The sequence below is a fragment of the Vibrio sp. QJM3NY_21 genome, from assembly GCF_057785975.1.
Genome location: NZ_CM173514.1, coordinates 1,176,978 through 1,199,944 on the forward strand (window position 1 = coordinate 1,176,978; position 22,967 = coordinate 1,199,944).

18 protein-coding genes are annotated in these 22,967 nt (G+C 42.6%); 4 read left to right on the forward strand and 14 right to left on the reverse strand.

Annotation, left to right across the window (positions count from 1 at the left end; genetic code table 11):
• Positions 1–47 precede the first annotated feature (47 nt).
• A complete protein-coding gene (locus AC3CID_RS20775) occupies positions 48–2,510 on the forward strand; it encodes a CHASE3 domain-containing protein (RefSeq protein ID WP_488527362.1) in 2,463 nt (820 codons plus the stop codon).
• A gap of 203 nt (positions 2,511–2,713) precedes the next feature.
• Positions 2,714–3,112 carry a hypothetical protein gene (locus AC3CID_RS20780; RefSeq protein ID WP_488527363.1) on the forward strand — a complete coding sequence of 133 codons (399 nt, stop codon included), beginning with the start codon at positions 2,714–2,716 and terminating at the stop codon, positions 3,110–3,112.
• Positions 3,113–3,169: 57 nt separating this feature from the next.
• On the opposite strand, the gene AC3CID_RS20785 is transcribed toward AC3CID_RS20780, so the two are convergent.
• The 13 genes from AC3CID_RS20785 to cuyA all read right to left on the reverse strand — a co-directional run bounded on the left by AC3CID_RS20785 (position 3,170) and on the right by cuyA (position 16,109).
• Positions 3,170–3,958 (reverse strand): hypothetical protein, encoded by a 789-nt coding sequence (locus AC3CID_RS20785; RefSeq protein WP_488527364.1) that lies wholly within the window; start codon positions 3,956–3,958, stop codon positions 3,170–3,172.
• A 154-nt stretch (positions 3,959–4,112) separates the two neighbouring features.
• On the reverse strand, positions 4,113–4,340 hold the full coding sequence (locus tag AC3CID_RS20790; protein WP_332222160.1) for a hypothetical protein: 228 nt from the start codon (positions 4,338–4,340) through the stop codon (positions 4,113–4,115).
• A 165-nt stretch (positions 4,341–4,505) separates the two neighbouring features.
• The gene (locus tag AC3CID_RS20795) at positions 4,506–4,736 is read right to left on the reverse strand and encodes a DUF2188 domain-containing protein (RefSeq protein ID WP_045070025.1); all 231 of its coding nucleotides are present in this window, start codon (positions 4,734–4,736) and stop codon (positions 4,506–4,508) included.
• A gap of 291 nt (positions 4,737–5,027) precedes the next feature.
• Positions 5,028–5,624: a hypothetical protein gene (locus AC3CID_RS20800; RefSeq protein WP_488527365.1), complete on the reverse strand. Its 597-nt coding sequence runs from the start codon at positions 5,622–5,624 to the stop codon at positions 5,028–5,030.
• A gap of 233 nt (positions 5,625–5,857) precedes the next feature.
• A protein-coding gene (locus AC3CID_RS20805; RefSeq protein ID WP_488527366.1) for an IS3-like element ISVisp1 family transposase occupies positions 5,858–7,038 on the reverse strand; the annotation gives its coding sequence in 2 pieces (ribosomal slippage) (positions 5,858–6,753 and positions 6,753–7,038; 1,182 coding nt in all).
• A 71-nt stretch (positions 7,039–7,109) separates the two neighbouring features.
• A complete protein-coding gene (locus AC3CID_RS20810; protein WP_488527367.1) occupies positions 7,110–7,988 on the reverse strand; it encodes a DUF2971 domain-containing protein in 879 nt (292 codons plus the stop codon).
• Between the two features lie 783 nt (positions 7,989–8,771).
• Positions 8,772–9,863, reverse strand: a complete 1,092-nt coding sequence (locus tag AC3CID_RS20815) for an IS91 family transposase (RefSeq protein WP_479273237.1) — start codon at positions 9,861–9,863, stop codon at positions 8,772–8,774.
• Positions 9,860–10,717, reverse strand: a complete 858-nt coding sequence (locus AC3CID_RS20820) for a tyrosine-type recombinase/integrase (protein ID WP_488527368.1) — start codon at positions 10,715–10,717, stop codon at positions 9,860–9,862. The genes AC3CID_RS20815 and AC3CID_RS20820 overlap by 4 nt, the downstream gene beginning before the upstream one ends.
• 684 nt (positions 10,718–11,401) lie before the next feature.
• Positions 11,402–12,142 carry an alpha/beta fold hydrolase gene (locus tag AC3CID_RS20825; protein ID WP_488527369.1) on the reverse strand — a complete coding sequence of 247 codons (741 nt, stop codon included), beginning with the start codon at positions 12,140–12,142 and terminating at the stop codon, positions 11,402–11,404.
• A gap of 5 nt (positions 12,143–12,147) precedes the next feature.
• The gene (locus AC3CID_RS20830; protein ID WP_145565787.1) at positions 12,148–13,452 is read right to left on the reverse strand and encodes a TRAP transporter large permease; all 1,305 of its coding nucleotides are present in this window, start codon (positions 13,450–13,452) and stop codon (positions 12,148–12,150) included.
• A gap of 3 nt (positions 13,453–13,455) precedes the next feature.
• Positions 13,456–13,989 (reverse strand): TRAP transporter small permease, encoded by a 534-nt coding sequence (locus AC3CID_RS20835; RefSeq protein ID WP_145565788.1) that lies wholly within the window; start codon positions 13,987–13,989, stop codon positions 13,456–13,458.
• Positions 13,990–14,000: 11 nt separating this feature from the next.
• On the reverse strand, positions 14,001–14,990 hold the full coding sequence (locus tag AC3CID_RS20840; protein WP_145565789.1) for a TRAP transporter substrate-binding protein: 990 nt from the start codon (positions 14,988–14,990) through the stop codon (positions 14,001–14,003).
• A 108-nt stretch (positions 14,991–15,098) separates the two neighbouring features.
• The gene (cuyA, locus tag AC3CID_RS20845) at positions 15,099–16,109 is read right to left on the reverse strand and encodes a D-cysteate sulfo-lyase (RefSeq protein ID WP_488527370.1); all 1,011 of its coding nucleotides are present in this window, start codon (positions 16,107–16,109) and stop codon (positions 15,099–15,101) included.
• 158 nt (positions 16,110–16,267) lie between these two features.
• Between cuyA and AC3CID_RS20850 the strand changes: the two genes are divergently transcribed.
• Entirely contained in the window at positions 16,268–17,200 is a 933-nt protein-coding gene (locus tag AC3CID_RS20850; protein WP_171328224.1) for a LysR family transcriptional regulator, read from the forward strand.
• Positions 17,201–17,299: 99 nt separating this feature from the next.
• Here the strand turns inward: AC3CID_RS20850 and AC3CID_RS20855 are convergent, their stop codons facing one another.
• Positions 17,300–19,855, reverse strand: a complete 2,556-nt coding sequence (locus tag AC3CID_RS20855; RefSeq protein ID WP_488527371.1) for a molybdopterin oxidoreductase family protein — start codon at positions 19,853–19,855, stop codon at positions 17,300–17,302.
• A 501-nt stretch (positions 19,856–20,356) separates the two neighbouring features.
• Here AC3CID_RS20855 and nirB point away from each other — a divergent pair.
• Positions 20,357–22,939 carry a nitrite reductase large subunit NirB gene (gene nirB, locus AC3CID_RS20860; RefSeq protein WP_488527372.1) on the forward strand — a complete coding sequence of 861 codons (2,583 nt, stop codon included), beginning with the start codon at positions 20,357–20,359 and terminating at the stop codon, positions 22,937–22,939.
• The last annotated feature ends 28 nt before the right edge of the window (positions 22,940–22,967 follow it).

Below are 22,967 nucleotides of genomic sequence, written 5' to 3' on the forward strand. Positions count from 1 at the left end.
TAACCTACAATAACAATAGGTTTCGATTGTGTGGAATACGCGTTTTTATGTTTGCGAGTTGGTTTGATGATATTTCTCTACAGAGAAAACTATTAGTTAGCTTTTCCATCCCTATTGCATTAATGGTTCTTGTCTCATTCTCTGTCCATCAAAACACCCAATCAATAGTCGAAGACAACCACTGGGTTGTTCACACTCATAAGGCGATTGCTCGCGCTCAGGAGCTTCTAAACCTAGCCATTGATATGGAAACGGGTAAAAGGGGCTACCTCATCACCGGTGACCCTGTATTCCTTGAGCCTTATCACCTTGCACTTGATGTATGGAACCAAAAAGTTCATACCCTTTGTGAACAAGTAAGCGATAGCCCCAGCCAAGTAGAACGCCTCCGAAATATCGATGCACTTCATAAGCAATGGCTTAAGGAAGCAGGTGAAAAAGAAATCGCCCAGCGTAGCTTGGTCGGCAATGGCACCACTACGATGCAAAATGTGATTGCTTTAACTCAGAAACAAACGGGCAAACAACTTATCGATAAAATTCGTAACGAGATAGCCGAGTTTATTTCAATCGAACAAAAGCTTATTCAAATTCGAGTAAAAGAATCCGATCACTCCGCTAATCAAACCAGTTATGTGCTGTTTCTAGGAACACTTTTTTCAACGTTCATTTCTCTGCTCGTCGCAGCATGGTCATCCAATCGCATTAAGAAACGTATTCACCTACTCCTTAACGCGGCCAATCAAGTGGCGGCTGGTCATTTAAAGCAAGTTGCTTCCATGCTTGACCGAAGCCCCTCAATGAGCGGTAACGATGAGGTTGCTCAACTCACCCACAGTTTCCAGAAAATGGCGACGACTCTGGTTAAAAGTAACAACCAAATGCACGCGTCAAATCGTGATCTCATTGCTGAGCGTAAAAAAGCCGAAGCCGCCGTTAAAGCGAAAAGTGAATTTCTTTCAACGATGAGTCATGAAATACGCACCCCGATGAATGGCGTGCTTGGCATATCGCAGATCATAGCTTCTCAGACTAAAGAACCGGCCACCAAAGAGAACATCGAAGTCATCCTCGATTCGGGTCAACACCTGATGACAATACTCAATGACATCCTAGATTTCTCTAAAGTAGAGGAAAACAAACTCGAACTGGATATTGCTCCCTTTAACTTTGAACAGGTTATTCGACCTGTCTGCAGTGCAATTAAACCGATGGCAGATGAAAAGAGTATCCGTTTAATCATTGATAACGAGGTGCCCAATAACATAGACCTTATTGGTGACTGCGCGAGGTTACGCCAAATCTTGTTTAATTTAGGGGGCAACGCGATAAAGTTTACCAATGAAGGCCACGTGCTGATTCAATTAGCCCTTAACCATCAAGACAATAAGCTCCTTTTATCAATAACGGATACTGGCGTCGGGATCCCGAAAGATAAGCACCTGCATATATTCAACCCGTTCGAACAAGCGGATGCATCCACAACAAGAAAATTTGGTGGTACAGGGCTTGGGTTAGCTATCGTTAAAAAGCTCGTGGAGTTAATGAGAGGTGAGATAACTCTAAACAGTGCCGTTGGGCTAGGGACCAAGTTCCAAGTTTCATTACCTATCACCTGGCAAGAGCACAAATCGACAGAGACTAACCCAGTTCTCATTAGCACTGACGAGCCATTCAATAATCCGTTGAATGTGCTGTTAGTAGAAGACAACCGCATTAACGCCATTGTTGCTAAAGGTTTTTGTGAAAACCTCGGATACCATGTTGAACAGGCAGAAAATGGAAGAATCGCGACAGAATATCTGAAGACAGCAGAATATGACCTCATCTTAATGGACAATCACATGCCTGAAATGAACGGAGTTGAGGCAACACAATTTATTAGACAACAGCTCGGCTTAAACACTCTGATATTTGCTTATACCGCCGATGTGTTTCGCGAGGCTCATGACAGCTTTATTGAAGCGGGTGCAGACCACGTTTTAACAAAGCCGTTGCAACAAGAGAGTTTCTTCGATGCCCTACAGCAGTTTTCTTCACGCCTTCCTAAGCACGCTAACGACGAATCCACGACTGATATAACAAGCAATGTTATCGAACTTCACAGAGAGCCCATTGATAAGCTCAGCCTAACAGAAGAAGAGATCAGTCAATCAGAGGTTATTCAATCGTTTAAAGAAAACCACCACGACTTGATCGTGCTTTTGAAATCAACGTCGAAAGAGCTTGAAGAGTCCATCGATCAACTCATCGAGGCCTATATTCAGCAGGACCTTAAATCTATAAGGAAGACTTTACACTCAGTAAAAGGGATGGCTTTGAACCTCGGGCTAAACATGTTGGCACAACAAGTGATCGCTCTAGAAAAACAAATAAAGCATCAGCAGTTGCCCGAAATAGAGCAACTTCAAAAGCTCATCAACCGCATCTTAGTCAATGAGCATCAAGCTCAACGAATGATAATGGCTTATGCTGCGCCAATAACTTATATACACGGCCAAGTACGCTAAAATCAAGAATTTAAGCCTGACTTCTCGTAGCATACAAACTCTACTTAAGTCTCCATTAACGCTACCCACCATCAAACCCACTAAGCAGACACCCCTTGTTACATAAGGCACTCAAAAATAACGAAAGAAAACGCGAATACGATGGGTCTTCTTTGAAGAATATTTAATTTCATCGCATCGTTGAGTGCATCACAAGGGATATCATGGAAAATAAACTTCAAACCAAACTGGCTACTAGCCTACTGCTTCTGAGAATTGGAATTTTTATCGTCTTCTTGTTCTGGGGCTTGGATAAGATCCTAGTACCAGAGCACGCTACAAAAGTACTGGCTGGCTTTTACGGAATCGACATCTCGGATAATGCGATAATGGCTATGGGGGTCGCGCAATTAGGTTTCTTAGGCGCGTTCGTTGTCGGCATGTGGAAGAAGTACACCTACGGTGCGGTTTTAGTCCTGCACGCAAGTTCAACCTTCGCCTCTTTCGCTAAATACATGGACCCGTTCAATAACCTACTGTTCTTCGCCTCTTGGCCAATGCTCGCAGCCTGTGTCGCACTCTTCTTATTGCGCGACTACGACACTTACAGCGTTTCCAACTAACACAAAGGGCGCCTGTTAATGGCGCCCTGTTTGGTTAGCTTGATTTTTAAATGCTTGTTAGCTTACAACCTCAACCACATCAGGCATATTTTCTAACATCTTAACTACTGACATGAGTTGCTCTTTGTTCTCCGGATAAGCAACAATGTCATTCTGATTATGCTCAAATTGTTTAACGCCCGTATTCATAAACAAGCTCTCAATCAACTCATCCCGAGTATCTTTGTTGCTTTTAGCTTCTCCACCTAATACAGCTATAACTTTATACTGTTTTCGTGCTATTTGCTTACGGTCATTTTTTGACTGAGAACTTTGTAATAAAGACTCAAAACGATCTAATTTATTCAATATATAGGACTGAAAATCGTCTTGAGGATGCAAGTCCTTCATAACCTTATTCTTAGCTGCTCGGTATACGGGATTATCCACTTCTTTGTCATCTAGAGCTTCAAGTGCCATTTTCTTAAGTATAAGTTTTAGCTTTTGAACTCCTGCCATATCATTTTCATAGAAAATAGTTCGTTCATCAGAGATATCGAACGGAAGAACAGTTCCATTTTGCGCAAGGCAAATTACAGGTAACTTAGCTGCATGACGCACAGCTAATTCATACATTACATTTGGGTTAAGTGTGGTTAAATTAGCAATTACCAGATCATCATTAAGTACATGTTCTATGACCTGAGTTGTAATTGATCCTGGTGTATCTATACGATGAGCAACGAACATGTTTAATTCAAGTTCCTTGCAAATAGGCTCAATTACTGCGTCAATCAACCCATCAGCAGAACGTCGTATTTCACTACCATCATTCCCAATGGGGGTTACTACAAAACAATTTTTCATCAAAACCCTCTTAATTCGCTCGTGTAAGCTAACGCCCTCTTAAGGTGTGAGCGACGCAATGCCGAAGCTCCCGCAAACCACCTTAAACACAAAACGCAACGCATAGCAAAAATGCCAAGCGTTGCGAATCACTCTTAAACAGATTGTTAGGTACTCATCGCCACTTACGCGCGAAATTACTTTTCACCACTCTACCGATATAGCTATTCAAACCTTGACCAGCTGTTGCTAATTGCTTCATTTTTTCTACATGCGCAGCACCAGTACTGGTATTTGTGTATAAATAGTAGGCTCCATCGTTAAACCTGACCGTAATTGAATCAATAGCTAGTTCAAAAGAATGAACATTAGAATTGCCACCACGATTTGAGTATCTTTGCATTGAATATCACCATTTAGTGACCCACTGTACGAATACACACTTTTGGAAGTTATAAAAGTTGTTTAGTATTCGAAATGATCTGTGGGTAGTTGTCTACAATTGGGATTGCCGTCCCGTCTAATTGATCCTTATAGGGCTTTGAAAGTTGCCGCTTTCAAAGCCTTTTTACGCTTTGTCCTTTGGTGGACAAGGATCGTTGCCATGACTACTTGCCTTTCTGATTTGTCCATTTTTTCCATGGACTAACATTTCACCTTTTTTGTTTATGCTGACTTGACGAGCAATCTTCTCCGCTTCAGCTTGTGTTTTTGTTACTCGATGAGCTTTAGTAGCACCGCCGCTCTTAACTGCCCAACCATCAGGATGAGGAACTACGTGTGTTGTTTTTCGTGTCATAGAGACTCCTTATTCATTAACAAACTGTCGAAATAGACACTATATATAGTGTTTTTTTTATTTCGACACGGAATATATGGGGACAAAAAAACAACACTCAAGATGTGGATATAGAAAAAATTAAAGACTTTTCAATTGATTGATCAGAATCTCAATTAAATGCAATTGATAGTAAAGGTGATTACAGGTTACTTTGAGCACCTAACGCCTTGCTAAGCGGAAAATAATGGTTGGCTATAATCGCGGAGCGATGGCCAACTGTTATTTTTCCGTTTAAGCAACTTGTTATGTTTAATTTGATACGACATAAGTCTTTGACTCTATATCGCTAATAATAGTTTGAATAAGATCTTCAGTTTTATCTATAAATTCACAAACTAAATGCTCACTCATGATATAGAACTGTGTCTCATTTTCGTTAAGCTCTAATGAATTAAACATATTTAGCATTCTATCCCTATTTTGCTTAACGGTATCTGCATTTTTACCTGCAAACTTTCCATTCTGATGGACAATTTCATTTCTTAAATTCTGAAATTGCCCTATACGTGGCCATATACGCTCTATAGAGGAAAATGATAACCCTACCGTTATTTTTAAGTACTCGACTGCTTTTTTAATAATATTTCCTCCTGAAAGGCCATCATATGAGAAGTCAGCTTTTACCTTAAATTTAACCTCGGTGCATATTTGTGCCAAGGTACTTTCCAAAACGGTATAAACTAAAACGATTGAGGAATGATATAAATAGCTGTTAATAGCCCTTTGCTCCTCTAAGAACATTTCTTGAAGTAGTGATTCATGCTCAGGGTTTTCAATAGAATCTTGATAGATTTGGTCCCCTAGCCTTTCAGTTCGCTCTTCTACAGATTGCGAGGAGAAATTCATATATTCTCGAAGGTATTTAATTTCATATGTAAACCTATTTGTTAATAGGTTCAAATTAAAGGTTACTTCTGAGACGTCTTCTTTCTTTGTGAACATACAAACCTATAATTTAACGTTTAAACATAACGCCGCCTTAAGCGGTGAGTAATAGTTGGCTAAAATGTGCAGCGAAGCGGAACCGAGCCAACTGTTACGAATGATCTTCACCCGATAAAATGGACACCCTATTATCTTTAACCCGTCGTTACTTCATATTCATGCGGGCTTCGATATCCAAGACTTGAGTGCAGTCTATAACGGTTATAAAAATGCTGGATATAACCGGCAAGTTTATCTCTAAGCTGCTTCTCACTTTTAAAACTATTTTTCCTAATTATGTCGCCTTTGAGCGTATGGAAGAACGACTCCACCTCCGCATTATCAGTGCAATGACCTGGACGATTCATACTTGGGACAATTCCATTTTTTGATAATAAAGCTTGAACTTCATGGGCTCGATATTCAGAGCCTCTGTCGGTATGAAACAATAATCGCTCTTGTGGCTTTCGGTTTCTAATTGCCATTCTCAACGAACTCATCGTCAGTTGTGTACTCTTCTTACTACCAAGCGACCAACCGACGATTTTACGCGAGTAAAGGTCGATAACGACCGCTAAATACATCCAACGTTTACCTTGCTTTATATACGTTAGATCTCCAGACCATTGTTGATTAACAGCCGTTGGTTTTGGTGTGTCTTTTTTAATATTCTTAATCGATTGATAAAACCGATGTAGCTTGGCCATTTTCATGTAAATGCGATAACTTCGTGCTCTTAGCCCTTGCTCTCTCATGATCCGAGCCACACGCTTGCGGCTAACCAAAACTCCTTGGCGCCTCAGCTCTGCATGAACTCGTGGGCTGCCGTAAGTCTCTCGACTCTGGGTAAACACTTTAATTATACGCTTCTTCAAAGCCTGCTCTTCTTGATCGTAGCGGCTTGGCTCTCTATGAAGCCATGCATAGTAACCCGACTTAGAAACAGATAGAAAACGGCACATCAATACAATGGAATAACGCTTTTTGTAATGGGCTATGAATCGGAATTTTGTCGATTTTCTTGGGCAACGAATCGTTGCCACTTTTTTAGCAAGTCATTCTCGAGCTTAAGTTGTTCATTCTGACGTTCGAGCTCTGCAATCCGACTAGACTCAGTTTTCTGGCTCGGGATCTGAGTCCTTTTCTTACGTTTATCTTCCATAATAACCCCTTCTCTATAGTCCTTTCGCCATTTAGAAAGCATATAAGGGTGGATATCTAATGATAGCGCCACGCCTTTAACTGTAGCTCCTTCTCGAAGCGAAAGTCGGACAGCAGTTACCTTAAATTCCGTAAGATATTGTTGAGTTTTTTTACCTGATTTATAAGCTGGCATAAACACCTCCAATTGCTATTGAAGGTGTCCACTAGATCGGGTCAACTACAGAATCCGACTTTAAGGCCTTGTTAGCCATTCAATGGCACTCTTTTAGATGTACCATTACTTTGCTTTATCTCAAAAATTTCACAGTGAGGGTAACTATGTTCAATTACTTTGAGTATCTCATCCCTATCTTTTCCCTGAACTTTTGAACCAAATGTCACTGAACTCAGCTCTTCTGGATAAAATAATAAGTCAGAGAATTTTTCTTGATTAGGTGCTGGCCGATTAGTCATAACTCGCCATTCTTTTTCATAAGCCCAGTTAATTTCTTTGTTGAAAAAAATGGCTAAACGAGTGCTCTTATTAAGCGCAGGCGATGGGCCATATAATAGAACATCTAGCGCACTCCCAACTACAGGAGACTCAGGTGTATAAGATACTTTTTCTGCGGCTAAAAATGGAGTGTCTTTTTCTTCTATATGACTGAAACCAAACATGCAACCTTTATGAACATCACCATAGTGTGCCCACATAGTTGAATTATTTTCATCTTCACTGAGACAAAAGCATCTTAATGTACCGTCATTTTTAGATTCAGTAGTTTTTCGTAACCTATCACCGATTTCAGATTCACAGGTTGGAATCTTTTTTTCAATCTCTTTTAATGCATCTTCTTCTGTGTGCTTACTAATATTAAGCTGTAATATTTGCAAAAGGATTTTCTGTGTCCATGGAGAATAAGCTGTAAAATCAACAACATTTTTATTGTAGATAAGATCCACTAAAGTCCTAGCATAGATTAACCACCCTTCATTAAATTCAGGCTCTAAACGAGGCATTCTCTGCATCTCATTGACATCATTAAATTGACAAGGGCTCTGCCAGCGTAATCGGCTAGTTTTAAGTACAATTTTAGCTGTGTCTAATGACATATATTTATATAAATTATTTGGAACTACCAAGCATACTCCTGATGGCTAACGCCGCACTAAGCGGACTAAAATAGTGGGTTATAATGTGTAGCGAAGCGAAACTAACCCACTGTTTTAGTTCCGTTTAAGTGCCTTGTTATGTGGTTGCGCCAAATTGGTTAACCGCACGTTTTAATAAATGGAAATATAAAGCAAACCAGCGTGATTTAACACCACTTATCTACCAACTTTGAACTCCGTAGAAAAAGCGCTCAGAAGAAAACAAAAAACCAAATAAAATAACGCCTGACGAAGGTTAAATAAAACCTATTTTGAATACAAATTACACGCCTTAGAAACTAGCTGACGAATTGAAAAAAAAGCCAATCTCATTTGTAAAACACCGCTATTTTCCCATCGATGAAATACGACAAATCAACCGAAGTAACGGATAAATGAAAACAACGGCCTACTTTTCTAATTTAACAGCACATTTAAGATCCAGCTAGAAAACCGAGATAAATCGGATCTGGTGAACAAAACTCTCTCCTGCGATAGCGCAACACATAACGCTTAAGTATTTATCCGTTGTCGTAGCACAATGGATAAATACCTGTTGGACTTGGCCGCTTCTATCTATGGAATTTGCTTTTTAGGACTGACTTGCGTTCTACTCTTATCATTAAGACAGGTACCCCGTCAGCCGTCCATTTTCCACTTCTAGCCGCCAATTTATCTACAGCGACTATACCCGTTGCATAATCTTTTTAAAAGCGAACAATGCCCCTCTCTCGCCATAACACAACGATAATTTTATTCATTATAATCAGACAACTAGGTCAGTCGGTGCTCTGAAACGACTATCCTAGGTCTAATATTGATGCACACGAGTACCATGCTGTTGCTATGGCAGTTCGGACAACAAGGTTTCTCTTTCAGCACTTCCGATTTATCTGCGGGTCGCTTTCGTAAGCTTTGCCTAATTTCCGCTATCGCTTTTACCCGTACAGCATTAGCTAAAAAGCCATAGTAGCGTATTCGCATTAGCCCTTTAGGCAACACATGTAAAAGTAAGCGTCGAAGTAACTCGCCCGCATTACAACACATTCTTTGCGTCCCATTGGTTCGGTAGTCTTTGTAACTCATCGTGATACGGCCATCCACGTTATAACTTAATTGGTTGGGATTTAACCCGATACGATTGCAATACCGAGATAGATAACCCACTACCGCTGTAGGCTCGTGGAGTACAGGTTTACTGTACACAACCCATCTCTTACTAGCGGCTTCCTCTAATAAATTACTGTGCGTTGCTATCAACTCGCTTACTCGACATAACATCTCTTTCTTAAAGCGAACGGATAAGGCTTTAACCGGAAGCAGGTAACTCTCTTTTCTTGTCGGTTGCCATTGCCGATCTTTTGTAAGCACCCCACTCGGTAACAGGCAATGAATATGAGTATGTTGACTCAGATTTCTTCCCCAAGTGTGAAGAACCATTAATGCTCCTAGTTGACCGACAAGGTGATGCCGCTCATTAGCAAACGCGCATAATGTTGCCCACACTGAATGAAACAAGCATTGATAAACCACCTTAGGATGAGCTTTAACCAGAGCATTGAACTCGTGAGGTAAGGTAAAAACCATATGATGGTAGGCCACAGGTAAAATATCTTGGCTTCGCTTTGTTAGCCATTGCTGTCTCATCTGCTCTTGGCAATTGGGGCAATGACGATCTCGACAAGAGCAGTACCAACGAGTTTCATGACCACATTGCTGACAACGCCAGTCGTAACTGCCCATACGCTCCGTTCGGCAGTCTCTTAAATGGTTAAGCACTTGCCACTGTCTCGGTGTGACTTTGCTTTTATCAAGCTCTTCTAAGCCTTGTGTTAATACGGCTTGGTAAGGAGATAATGCGTTCATTCGCTCTCCTCCCATAGTTGAGCAACTAAGTCGAACTTACTTCCGCCCGAGCTTTCGTTGTGATGACCTATCCAATGGGTGTACCTCAATGTCGTTTTGATATTCGAATGTCCGAGGTAACGCTGCAGAACATTCAAAGGCATGCCCGATTCGAGCTGATGAGTCGCATAAGCGTGCCTCAAGGCGTGTATTCCTCCTAGTTTTCTGACGTTTGCCTCAACTTTTGCTGCTTTGAAGCACTTCTGCAAAGAGCTAATACCCAATGGCTTTTCGGGCTCTAGGCTGGGAAACAGCACTACGGTTGGGTGATAATGACGCCAATAATTTCGAAGATGATTCAGTTGGCTATTACCCAGTGGAACAAAGCGATCTTTTTTACCTTTACCACAATGAATGTGCAGTCGTTTCGCCGTACCATCGATGTCTTTCACGTACAAGCCGACGACCTCACTGACACGTAGGCCACACCCGTAACACATTTCAAGTGCGGTCTGATATTTAAGACTTCGACAATGACTAATGATACTTCTTACTTCCTCGCGATTAAGCAGCTCCGGTATTTTACTGGCACGTTTAATCGGGGGAACCAGTCGCTCTTCAAATTCTCTATTCAAAACGGCACGATAAAAGAACAAGATGGCATTCAAAGCTTGAGCACAAGTACTACTACTTAAGCTCCGCTCTGTGGTGAGCGTACGTAGATACGCACTAATCTGTTGATCGGTGAGTAAATCAGGGGACAGTTCGTAAGTAGTAGATAGATCTTTAACCCAACGTAAATAGCTTGCATGGGTTTTCGGAGAAAAACGGCGAACCGCCATTTCATCGATAAGTTGTTGTCTTAATGGGCTCATGATGTATTCCTTAATCTATGGATACATCATAAGTTTCGTCTATCGGGTAAGTGAGAGGAAAGTCCTCCGCGAAGCGGCTTAGTTCAACAGCTATATTAGACAGAATAATTCTGCATTTTGTCCCTGAAACAATTCTGTCTAGTAATCTAAACCGTTCAGGCGCTGTCTAATAACTCACTTAATAACAGCATCTTACTTGCTTACTTCTTTATCAAATATGACGAAAAGCAGAAAAATCCCATATAGTCTCTGCAAAATGTAGAAAGTGGCTCAATGTGTGAGTGAGTCGTCATCTTGTTGGTTGATTTCTTCACCGCAGCCTAGGCATTTTGGTTCAATATCTGTAGGTAGCATTATGATTAAGCCGCAGTGTGGGCACAGGTCGCCTTGGTTATACATGGTCACTCCTAAGCAGCGCTGAATTCGCCTGTGTATGAAATAAGGCTGGTTTTCTTGCTTTGGCTAATTTAGACATCAACTTACCTCTATCTAGACAATTACAGAGCGGCATACCGATACGTGAATAACATGTAAAACCTGTCGTTTAATCAATCGGTTTCGCATACTTAAAAATAAAAACGCCGACATAAATGTCGGCGTTTGATTTGAAGGTAAGTGGCAAGTAAAGCAATAAAAACATTCGTACTTAAGCCATCTTTTGCTGTTTTAAACCTAATCAGATATCTAACGTACGCTTTGCAAAAACTCCCCAAAAGCTACGTTGAAGTGCAATGGTTTCTCAATGTGGGCATTGTGCGCACAATCGTTAATGATACACAGAGAACTGTGCTCAATACCCTTCCACAATACTGATACCTGCTCATCCCATGGATAAGTTTTATCTGAGTCCGCCCATATAATTAATACTGGCATTCTGTATTGAGAGATATAGGGTTCACCATTCCAACTGTTCATTGCGATGAGTCCGTTTAGATAGGACTGAAACGAAACCTTGTCTGCAAGCTGCATCGATTGCTTGAGTACCTGAGGGGCTAATTCATTTTTAAACCAACTAGACACAGCCCTCTGTTTACTGTCGCCATAGGTAAAAGAGGATGCATTCTTGATGCTCTCTTGTAATGGTTCAAACCTACCAGGCAAGTCGCCTTTCGGTCCTGTTCCGTACAAGGTCAAACTGACGACTTGTTCAGCCCATTTATGCCCAATCTGCTGGGCGACCATTCCTCCCATTGAGTGCCCTATTAGGTGAAAACGCTTTATTCCAAGCAGTGCAAGTTGTGACATGACATCTTTGGCCATCTCTTGAATCGTTTCAAAAGCTGTCTCATCAGAACGATCACCAAAGCCTTTCAAACAAACAGGGACTACTTGCATGTTTTTCTCTAAAAAAGGTACTTGAGCACTCCAATATTCTGGGCCACTTAAAAATCCATGGATCATCACTAGTGGTACGTTAACGTTCATTCATATTACCCCATAACATTTGGTAGCCACACGGCAAGCTGAGGAAAGATAACCATCAGTACAATCAAAAATATGAGAGCACCAATGAAAGGCAAGCAGCCTTTAATGACATCGACAATAGTCAGACGATCTTTCTCAATAGATTGAATAACATACAAATTTAGGCCAACAGGAGGAGTCAATACAGCGACTTCCATCGTTATGGTGTAAATGACACCGAACCAAATCAAGTCAAAGCCTGAAGCTTGAATCAGAGGAAACAAGGTTGGCAGAGTTATGAATGTCATCGAAACAGGCTCTAAGAACATGCCTAAAATAATGTAGAATAAAATAATCAGTGCAAGCGTCGTGTATGGCGATAGTTCCAGAGAAGTAAACAAGCTAGTAAACTCTTGTGGCACTTGATAGTAAGTCATCACAAAACCAAAAAGCACACCAGAAGAAAGTAATAAGCCTAAATAACCCATCGTCTTCATGGTCGCTTTGATTGATTCAAAGAACCCTTTGAGATCCATTCCCCCAACAGTAATAGCAAGTAGCAAGGTAATCACACAAGATACACCTGCCGCTTCAGTAGGGGTCGCGATACCCGCATAGATGGAGACTGTAATAATAAGGCCGATAACCATCACTGGAATTATCGCGCTCAATGCTAACCCCCAAGGGATACTTTCACTATCGTCAGCTTTTGGTACGGATCCTTTTTGTAAGACGCTCCATCCTTTAATGATAAGGAAGAAAAAAGAAACCAAAATTAAGCCCGGTACAACACCTGCAATAAACAATTGCCCGATCGACTGATCTGTCACTATTCCGTAAAAGAGAAGAATCAAACTTGGCGGTAACAGAACGCTGAGTGTTCCTCCAGCCGCGAGCACCCCACTGGCTAGTTTTTTGTCGTAACCAAGGTCTAACATTGCAGGAAGAGCGACGCCACCAATGGTCAACGAGCCAACCATACTTGAACCACATACAGCACCAAACCCAGCGCAGGCACCAACACTCCCGTATGCAGCAGAACCTGTGATTGGTACCTTGCTGTGCATAAACCAATACAGATTGGGCCCTATGTTCGACCGGCCAATCAACTCCCCTAATAACACAAACAGCGGAACCGACAGTAAAACGTAATCTACCCACACTCCCCACATTTTGAGCTCGGCTGTAACAAGTGTTGTAGAAAAAGACTGAATTGAAAGAAGAAACGGAACGGATGCGCCCGCCAATGCAAATGGGATTGGTAAACCCATCACAATAAATAAAATTAGTAGCCCCATCAAGCCGAGACCAACTTCATACCACTCAAGCATATATTATTCTCCAAGCTTTACTTGAGGCACAGAAGTCGTGCCACGAATTGACTCAAGTTTATGCATTATAGAGTCATAGAATTTTAAAATAGAAACCAAAGATAAATTGAGTAATGAAACAAAAACTCCGGCCCAAAAATAGTACTTAGGCCACAGCAATATCTCTGAGGCAGCAAGCGACACATATGACTTAGATAGCCCTTTAAAGGCAGCCAAAGCGAAGAAAACAGAGATAATCATCATCAGTGAGTTATTCGCAATTTCCAGATAGTCTCTTTTCCCTTTAGATAGTTGATCGATAAAAATCGTCACCTTGGGAAAGGCATCTGCCTTGAGTGCGTATGAGAGGCCAACGAACGCTAATGGTACTAGCATCAAAGCCGTTGCTTCTGTAACCATCCCATCAGGACTACCTATTACGTATCGCATGAATACGCCATAGGTAATCCAGAAAGCTTGGACAATAACGATTACACCACCGCAATACAGCAGTACATTCGTTGAAGTATCCAAAGCTTTTCTGAATTTACCTTCCATAGTTTCTATCCCTAGATTGAGTTCGCAGCAAAGAGGTCTTTCATCTTAATTGAAAGCTCTGTTCCACAATCATTCTTCAGTTCGCTTTCCCAAGACGTAGAAATATCAGAAACTAACTTAAGCTTTTGCTCTGAGGTCAGCTCAAGAACCGTACCGCCTTCTTGTTTGGCTTCTGCAATCCTCGCATCTACCCACTTTTCATATTGAGGTTTTAACCAAGCTTCAGTCTCTTTTGCTGCCTCTAATAGCGCTTGCTGATCCGTTTCGGAAAGCGAGTCAAATCGCTCTTTATTCATCATGTACATGATGTTGCCGTAAAATATTCCCGCATCCACCATGTGTGGCATCACATTCCAAAGCTTCCACGAGCTATAGGTTGCTACACCCATATTGATGCCATCAACAACACCACGTTCCGCAGACTGAAACACTTCTTTAGGAGAGATAAAAACTGGCTTGCCTCCCCAACCTTCAATCATCTTGCTCACTAACGGTCCAACAGAACGAACCAACTTGCCGTTTAGATTGGAAAACTCTTCAACAGAATTTACCTGCTCGTTGAACCACCACTCTTGGTCATAAGAGTAGTTAGAGTTCATGAGAGGAACCAAGCCGTTCTGATTCGCCTCCGGAGTAATTAGATCACGATATTGAGAATCCATGTCTAACTGCCCGCTCAAATCAACCGCTGACGGATATAACGAAGTTGTTCGATAACATGAAAGTCGATTATCAGCACTGATCCAACTGATATCCGCAACCCCGCCTTGAACAGCATCAACGCCTTCACTCCAACCATGTAGCGTGGAGGATGGATAGATTCTGACTTTCAGATTCCCGTTGGATTTTGCTTCTGCTATTTCCGCAAATTTTTTAAACCCTTCATACCTGATGTCCGATTCATTCACATAAGTAGAAAGCCTAATTACTTCTTTGCTCATTGCATTGAAAGACAGTAATCCACCAATAATTAAACTGGCTAATTTGATTGATTTTTTCATGTAATCTCCATTTACAACATTTCATTAAATCTTTTTACTGTTAGTATCTCTGTACTAACAGTCACGATTCATGGGTAAGGTCTGATTGAAAAGTCTCACTCCTGTCCATTACTCGTAATTAGGAAAGTCGAAGCTGTCACGATAACCAAATAACGCTTGAGCACCTCCTGTATGCACAAAGACAATGTTCTCGCCCTTCTTAAAGTGACCATTTCGAACTAGGTCAATAAGACCCGCGGCCCCTTTGCCCGAATACACTGGATCAAGCAAAATACCTTCAAAACGAGAGAACATGTTGATCGCTTCGATCGTTGAAGGTGCAGGAATCCCATAGCCTTCGCCAACATAGTCACAATTCGCCACAACATCTTCGCGCTTTACTGCATCTGCAGCGCCCAAGTGCTCAGCGGTACGTTGAGCCAATTTGAAGACATTTCCTTCTTGAGTTGGTTTATCAACGCGTACCCCGATACCAAGAACTGGGATTTGGCTGTTGGTCAAAGCAAAACCGGTAACCAAACCCGCTTGAGTCCCCGCACTGCCCGTCGCATGTACTACATGATCAACCCTAAGGTTCTGGTCATTGCTTTGTTTTAGGATTTCTAATGCACAATCTACATAACCAAGAGCGCCAATATGATTGGAGCCACCGCCAGGTACTATGTAAGGCTTTTTACCTTGAGTGCGCAGTGTCGCAGCCACATCTTCCATTGCAGCGTTCATATCCGTGCCGCCTGGGTACTTAGATAATTGAGCGTTGAAGAGTTGGTCCAGCATTACGTTGCCGTTGAACTTATAATCAGGATCATCACTGGCAGTACGGTCTTCAAGTAAAACCAAACAATCCATGTTCAGTTTGGTTGCGATCGCCGCTGTTTGACGTGCATGATTCGACTGAGTAGCCCCTTGAGTAATGATGGTGTCAGCACCTTGCTCAACGGCGTCCGCCATCAAAAATTCCAGTTTGCGAGTTTTATTACCTCCACCAGCAAGGCCTGTACAATCATCTCTCTTAATCCAGATATTTGGGCCTCCTAACGCTTCACTCAGATTTTCCATTAGCTCTAATGGGGTGTTCAAGTGGGCAAAATTTAAACGAGGATAACGCGATAAATGCATCTCTATTCTCCAATCAGTGTTTCGTTAGTTGTCTGTTTAACACCCAATTACACTAGCCCGTGATATCGCTCGAAAGATAATGCTTTTTGTTAACAGGGGTGTTAACTTTTGTTTAACAAAACATCGGTATTAATAATTTCTGGACAAGGATTCGACACATGGACTTAAAGTGGATTGAGGATTTTTTGCACCTTTCTCAGTACGGAAGTTTCGCAAAAGCAGCAAAGGCCAGAAATATAACTCAACCCGCTTTTGGCAGAAGAATCAAGCTATTAGAAGAATGGGTTGGCACTGACCTTGTAAATAGAAACACCTACCCCGCCACATTCACCAAAGCAGGATTTCGCTTTCTAAAACACGCGAATGATCTCAAGCAACAGATAGACTACGCTCGGTTAGAAACCGTTAGACAAGTTAACAATAATGAAACAAAAGTCACATTTCACACCCAGCATTCACTGTCGGAATATGTAGTGAATAAGATGATTAATGAGTACACCGATGCGTTTAAAACAGTCTTAGTCTACGTGAGCCCAAATAACTTACATGATTCAGTGCAAGCCTTTATCGATAATCGTTCGGACTTTCTTATCGGTCTCTCTTTCAAGGGAAGTCGCCTCTATGTACCGAACCCTGAGGTCGAGTCGGTCACTATTGGGCGTGAACGTCTAATCCCGGTAGTCGCTACCAAAAGTGATGGCGCGGCGCTGTATAAAGATTGCAAAAACTCGAACGTACCTTTACTCAGTTACCCATCGAATACTTTTTTTGCACAAGTATTAGAGAAACACGGCTCAATAGCCCAAAGCCGTTGTAATTTTAATATCGTGTACGAAAACGCCGTCACACACTCTCTTAAATCAATGGCGTTATCAGGCCACGGAGTGGCGTGGTTGCCGGAGGGATTTGTTCAAGAAGAATTAGAACAAGGTTTATTGGTTAGGTTCTCAGAAACCATTTCACCTATTACTGCCAAAATAAAGCTGTATCGCTTCTCGACTGAAGAAATGACAGCTGAAATGTCGACGCTGTGGCACAACTTCAAAACATCGAATGGTGGAACAAAACCCGAAATAGCACCTTGTCACTAAACTAGGGAACCTAAGGGTTCAACGGCATTAACACGATTTATTTGCTAGTTTACAAAAGATAAGTCAGCCAACTCCGACTTATCTTTTATATCAAGTTACCTACTTCGCCATGGTACTCAAAAATTCGGCTTCGAATTCTTCATCAGCTTCTCGGGTTAGGCACTCCACCAGCCAGCTGATGCTTTCATGATCTAGGTTACTGTTCACCACGAACGCTTGTTTCACGCCAAACTCACCAAGCTTGGCTGAACCATAGTTTTTGAACGATTTATTGCCGTGGTAATGGAGCGATTTAACCGCTTCTGCGTTGGGTTCAGGTAATTCATCCAGTGTGTTGGCAAGCTGAATCACTAGCTCCATCGGATTCTTAGATGACGAGATACGATACAAAAAACCGCCCTCTACTTTCTGCCTAACCCAGTAATCAAAACTGCTGCAATCCATCACCTTATCACTGACCAGTGCCGCTTCGCTGCGATAAGCACATGCTTCTAACATCACAGGTGTGTGTTTAAATTCTGGCTGTCCTGAATTGGAATCGGTGTTAGGTAAGATAAGGTCGCAAGGCTTGCTGTCTTTGGCCGTGGTGCCGTTCCAGTGGATCGGCATAAACACCTGCTCTTTACGCATCTCTTGGGTCAATACCAAGCGCGCTTGAGACTCACCTTGAGCACTTTTCACTTTAACAACCTGGTTGGTTTGGTTTGTGCTCGTTTCCAATCCAAATTTCTTGGCGGTTTCAGGGTGAACAGCAATGAACGGCTCGGGAGTGTGGTCTCCAAGTGATGAGGCAAGCCCTGTTCGACTCATAGTGTGCCATTGATCGCGCACTCGTCCGCTGTTCATAATAAGCGGATAATCTGGTGACGATGTCGATAATGGCAAAGCATGTTCAACCGCAACGAACTGGGCTTTTCCTGACTTAGTGAAAAACTCGCCATCAGTGAACATTCGTTTATTTACGATATCTTGCTGTAATTCTAGTACGGGCCATTGCTGGGGTTTTAGCTCGCTATAACCTTTATCGTCCAATTTGGTTAGACCAATTAAACACAGGTCTCGCGTTTTACCGTCAGTATTACCAAGACCCGTCATTTGACAGTACTCTTCAAATATCTGCCCTTCATGACGATAATCAAAGGCATGTTGATGACCCATTTTCTGCGCCACTTCTTTAATCATCCACCAATCAGGTTTAGCTTCACCCGGGCTTGGCAATATGCGGCGCTGCCTTGATATACGGCGCTCGGAGTTGGTCACGGTACCCGATTTTTCACTCCAACCTTGCGCAGGCAACACAACATCGGCCAAGCGTGTGGTTTCAGTATCGGCAATGCAATCTGACACCACCACAAATGGACAGTTTTCTAGCGCTGCTTTCACTCTCGCACTGTCTGGAAGGCTCACCACAGGGTTGGTCGCCATAATCCACACCGCTTTGATCTTGCCTTCAAGCATGTCGTCAAACAACTCGACTGCTTTCAAGCCGGGTTTGGTTGCTAAGTTATCGGTTTGCCAAAAATCACTCACCGTTTGGTGTGATTTCTCACTCCCAAACTCAAAGTGCGCCGCCAGCGTATTCGCTAAACCACCAACTTCGCGACCGCCCATTGCGTTGGGTTGCCCGGTCACAGAGAAAGGCCCCATACCTGCTTGTCCGATTTTTCCGGTGGCTAAATGACAGTTGAGAATAGCGTTCACTTTGTCACAACCTTGGCTCGACTGATTCACGCCCTGAGAATAAATGGTGACGACTTTTTTGTTTGATGCGAACGCACGATAGAAGCGCTCAACCTCTTGTTCCGTTAGCCCGGTCAGCTGGCTGACGCCTTGCTCAGAATTGATGTTTGAATCAGAGTGGTAAACATACTTCTTTGCTGACTCGATCGCTTGTTGGAAGCCTTCTGTGTGCTTGCTTATATAGGCTTCATCAAGTGCATCATTATCCGCTAGGTATGAAAGCAATCCGTTAAACAAGGCCACATCAGAGCCCGATTCAATCGCTAAATGTTGATCTGCTATTTCACATGTGTCGGTATAACGAGGATCTATGACGATCACTTGCAGTTTGGGATTCGCTTGCTTAGCCGCTCTTAACCTTTGAAAAAGAACCGGATGACACCATGCTAAGTTTGAGCCTGTAATCACGACCAAGTCAGTTTGCTCTAAATCTTCATAACAAATAGGCACCGTGTCGCTACCAAATGCACGTTTGTGTCCAACAACGCTCGATGCCATGCAAAGCCTTGAGTTGCTGTCGATGTTTCCGCTGCCAATAAAGCCTTTCATCAGCTTATTGGCAACGTAATAGTCTTCTGTTAACAGTTGGCCAGAGACATAGAACGCAACTGAATCAGGACCGAACTCTTCAATGGTTTGGTTAAACCTATCAGCGACCAATTGAGTGGCGTCATCCCATACGAGTTCGTGTTTTTGTTGATTCTGAATATGAGTAGGCTGAGTAAGACGACCTAAAGGTGTTACGGTTTCACCTAGAGCAATGCCTTTAGTACATAACTTTCCATAATTCGACGGGTGTTCTTTGTCACCGCGCACTTCAAGTTTACCTAATGCAGTGGGCCTCGCTTCTATTCCGCAGCCAACACCACAATAGGCACATGTCGATTTTATCCAGCCACTGTTTGAATCACTCATCCGTTTCTCGCTCAATTATCCATAATTGTATTTATTTAACTCAAGCAAATAACACGCCATTAAATCAAAGAATCACAAACACAACAAAATACAAATAAAAACAACAGCTTATTGAAACAAAAACAATTAAAACTCAGTTCCTAAGAAATGATTGATATGAAAAACTTATTTTTTGCACCATCTTGCTGAATGTTGCACCACAAACGCTCATTTCCATAAATTTAACAAAAAAATTACATACCACTTTAGGGGTAATTACGTGCTACCTGAAAATCTTAATCGATTGAAAAATATGAATTAAATTTTATTTATTTTGCTAAATCATAATTTGGCATCCTCCTTGCTCCACTAGAAACCAAGAGTTAGAAAAACAATTTTTGTTTTCTTGATAATGATGAATTGAGTGGAATCTCAACCCGGTATTCATTTGTTAACCATTAGAAGTTAAACGCTATAAACGTTAACGCTATAAACAATGAAGCCGAGAATAAGGAATGGATTATGAGCAAGAAGAAGATCGTCGTCGTTGGTAACGGTATGGTTGGACACAAATTTATCGACAACATATTGCAGTCAGAAAGTGATGAGTTTGATGTGATTACTTTCAGCGAAGAACCTAGGTTGGCCTACGACCGAGTTCAGCTTACAGCTTACTTCAAGCGCGGAAATGCCGAAGATTTGGCATTAACTAGCGAAGAGTATTACCAAAGCAATGGCGTCAATTACCTTCTCAACGCGAGAGTCGCTCAACTGGATACTGACAATAAGTGCGTTGTGACGGAATCGGGACATACCGAGAGTTATGACACATTGATTCTGGCGACCGGTTCATTCCCTTTTGTTCCCCCTATTCCCGGTAACGACCAAGAACACTGCCACGTTTATCGCACCATCGAAGATTTAGACGCCATTGAATTATCAAGCAAAGGCAGCAAATCGGGCGTGGTGATTGGTGGTGGTCTGCTTGGCTTAGAAGCCGCAAACGCAGTCAAAAACCTTGGCTTAGAAACCCATGTGGTTGAATTCGCGCCTCGCCTAATGGCCGTTCAATTAGATGACGGTGGCGGTGCGCTTTTACGCAGAAAAATTGAAGACCTTGGCGTCCAAGTTCACACTGAGAAGGCAACCTCTGAGATAGTTGCGGGTGAAAACGCTCGCTACAGAATGAACTTTGCAGACGGCACCCACCTTGAAACCGATATGATTGTGTTCTCTGCGGGTATTCGTCCTCAAGATGCCCTAGCTCGTAGCTCTGATATTGCCATTGGTGAACGTGGCGGCATCGTGATTAACGATCATTGCCAAACCAACATCGACAATGTGTATGCGATTGGTGAATGTGCCCTTTGGGACAACAAGATCTTCGGCTTAGTGGCGCCTGGCTATTCAATGGCGAAAGTCGCAGCTACGCATATCATCTCTGATGGAGCGAGCGACACTTCGTTTACTGGTGCCGACATGAGTACCAAACTCAAACTACTTGGTGTTGATGTAGCAAGTATTGGTGAAGTACACGGCCAAACAGAAGGTGCTCAATCGTATACTTATAACGACGAAATCGAGCAAGTTTACAAACGCCTAATCATATCGGCTGATGGCAAGAAGATTGTCGGTGCGGTATTGGTGGGTGACGCCGAAGCTTACGGGTCACTACTGCAAATCAAACAAAATGATATGCCTCTTCCTGAAAATCCATCCGTGCTTATTCTGCCAAACCTCGCGGACGATTCTGGCTCAGCAATGGGCGTTGAAGCTCTGCCTGATAGCGCCGTGATTTGTTCGTGTTTTGATGTGACCAAAGGCGATATCAAAGACGCCGTATCTGCAGGCTGCACCACTATGGCTGCATTAAAAGAAACAACCAATGCTTCAACGGGTTGTGGTGGTTGTTCTGCGCTTGCTAAACAAGTTTTAGACAGTGAACTAAGCAACCTTGGTGTGGAAGTCTCAAACGATATCTGTGAGCACTTTGCGTATTCTCGTCAAGAACTTACCGACATTATCCGCGTCAACAAAATCAAGACATTCGATGAGCTATTAGATTCTCATGGCAATGGATTAGGCTGTACCGTCTGTAAGCCTGCTGTCGGTTCTATTTTGGCTTCTTACTGGAACGATTACATCCTAGAAGATCAGCATATCGAACTGCAAGACACCAACGATATCTACCTAGGCAACATGCAAAAAGACGGCACTTATTCAGTTGTGCCGCGTATTGCAGGCGGTGAAATCACCCCTGACAAATTGATCGTGCTTGGCGAAGTCGCGAAAGAGTTCGACCTTTACACCAAAATCACCGGTGGTCAGCGTGTCGATTTGTTTGGTGCACAGCTTAACGAACTGCCTATCATCTGGAAAAAGCTGATTGACGCAGGTTTCGAAACAGGCCACGCCTACGGTAAGTCGGTTCGTACTGTTAAGTCGTGTGTGGGTAGCACTTGGTGCCGATACGGTATCGACGACAGCGTAGGCTTAGCGATTCGACTAGAGAACCGCTATAAAGGGCTGCGCTCACCACATAAAACCAAGTTTGCAGTTTCTGGCTGTACTCGTGAATGTGCAGAAGCGCAATCGAAAGACTTCGGCATTATCGCGACCGACAAAGGTTGGAACCTCTACATCTGTGGTAACGGCGGTATGCGCCCTCGCCATGGTGATCTTTTCGCTACCGACCTTGATGAAACCACCCTTCTGCAATACATAGACCGCATTCTGATGTTCTACACACGTACCGCAGATCGCCTACAACGTACATCAGTATGGATGGAAAACCTTGAAGGCGGCATTGAATACCTCAAACAAGTCGTGATTGAAGACAAGCTCAATGTTGTTGAAGAACTTGAAGCAGATATCGCCCTCAATATCGAAAAATATCAGTGTGAGTGGAAAACCACCATCGAAAACCCTGAAAAGATGAAACGCTTCCAGCACTACATCAACAGCGAAGAGATGGACACTAGCCTTTCATTCATCAAAGAACGAGAGCAGCGTTTTCCTAAGCCGAGCTTGAGCGATTCATCTGAGAAAGTTCGAAATGAAGCCCTCACCAATTCTGAACAAATTGAAGTTACCGAAGTGTCGTAGATGCCTTTCGTCTGTCATCGCAACTACG

Coding starts and splice junctions, on each gene's coding strand:
- AC3CID_RS20820 (WP_488527368.1), bottom strand. CDS start 10,717: ATGAGCCCATTAAGACAACAACTTATCGATGAAATGGCGGTTCGCCGT.
- AC3CID_RS20780 (WP_488527363.1), top strand. CDS start 2,714: ATGGAAAATAAACTTCAAACCAAACTGGCTACTAGCCTACTGCTTCTG.
- nirB (WP_488527372.1), top strand. CDS start 20,357: ATGAGCAAGAAGAAGATCGTCGTCGTTGGTAACGGTATGGTTGGACAC.
- cuyA (WP_488527370.1), bottom strand. CDS start 16,109: ATGCATTTATCGCGTTATCCTCGTTTAAATTTTGCCCACTTGAACACC.
- AC3CID_RS20840 (WP_145565789.1), bottom strand. CDS start 14,990: ATGAAAAAATCAATCAAATTAGCCAGTTTAATTATTGGTGGATTACTG.
- AC3CID_RS20855 (WP_488527371.1), bottom strand. CDS start 19,855: ATGAGTGATTCAAACAGTGGCTGGATAAAATCGACATGTGCCTATTGT.
- AC3CID_RS20785 (WP_488527364.1), bottom strand. CDS start 3,958: ATGAAAAATTGTTTTGTAGTAACCCCCATTGGGAATGATGGTAGTGAA.
- AC3CID_RS20775 (WP_488527362.1), top strand. CDS start 48: ATGTTTGCGAGTTGGTTTGATGATATTTCTCTACAGAGAAAACTATTA.
- AC3CID_RS20850 (WP_171328224.1), top strand. CDS start 16,268: ATGGACTTAAAGTGGATTGAGGATTTTTTGCACCTTTCTCAGTACGGA.
- AC3CID_RS20835 (WP_145565788.1), bottom strand. CDS start 13,989: ATGGAAGGTAAATTCAGAAAAGCTTTGGATACTTCAACGAATGTACTG.
- AC3CID_RS20800 (WP_488527365.1), bottom strand. CDS start 5,624: ATGAATTTCTCCTCGCAATCTGTAGAAGAGCGAACTGAAAGGCTAGGG.
- AC3CID_RS20795 (WP_045070025.1), bottom strand. CDS start 4,736: ATGACACGAAAAACAACACACGTAGTTCCTCATCCTGATGGTTGGGCA.
- AC3CID_RS20825 (WP_488527369.1), bottom strand. CDS start 12,142: ATGAACGTTAACGTACCACTAGTGATGATCCATGGATTTTTAAGTGGC.
- AC3CID_RS20830 (WP_145565787.1), bottom strand. CDS start 13,452: ATGCTTGAGTGGTATGAAGTTGGTCTCGGCTTGATGGGGCTACTAATT.
- AC3CID_RS20815 (WP_479273237.1), bottom strand. CDS start 9,863: ATGAACGCATTATCTCCTTACCAAGCCGTATTAACACAAGGCTTAGAA.
- AC3CID_RS20790 (WP_332222160.1), bottom strand. CDS start 4,340: ATGCAAAGATACTCAAATCGTGGTGGCAATTCTAATGTTCATTCTTTT.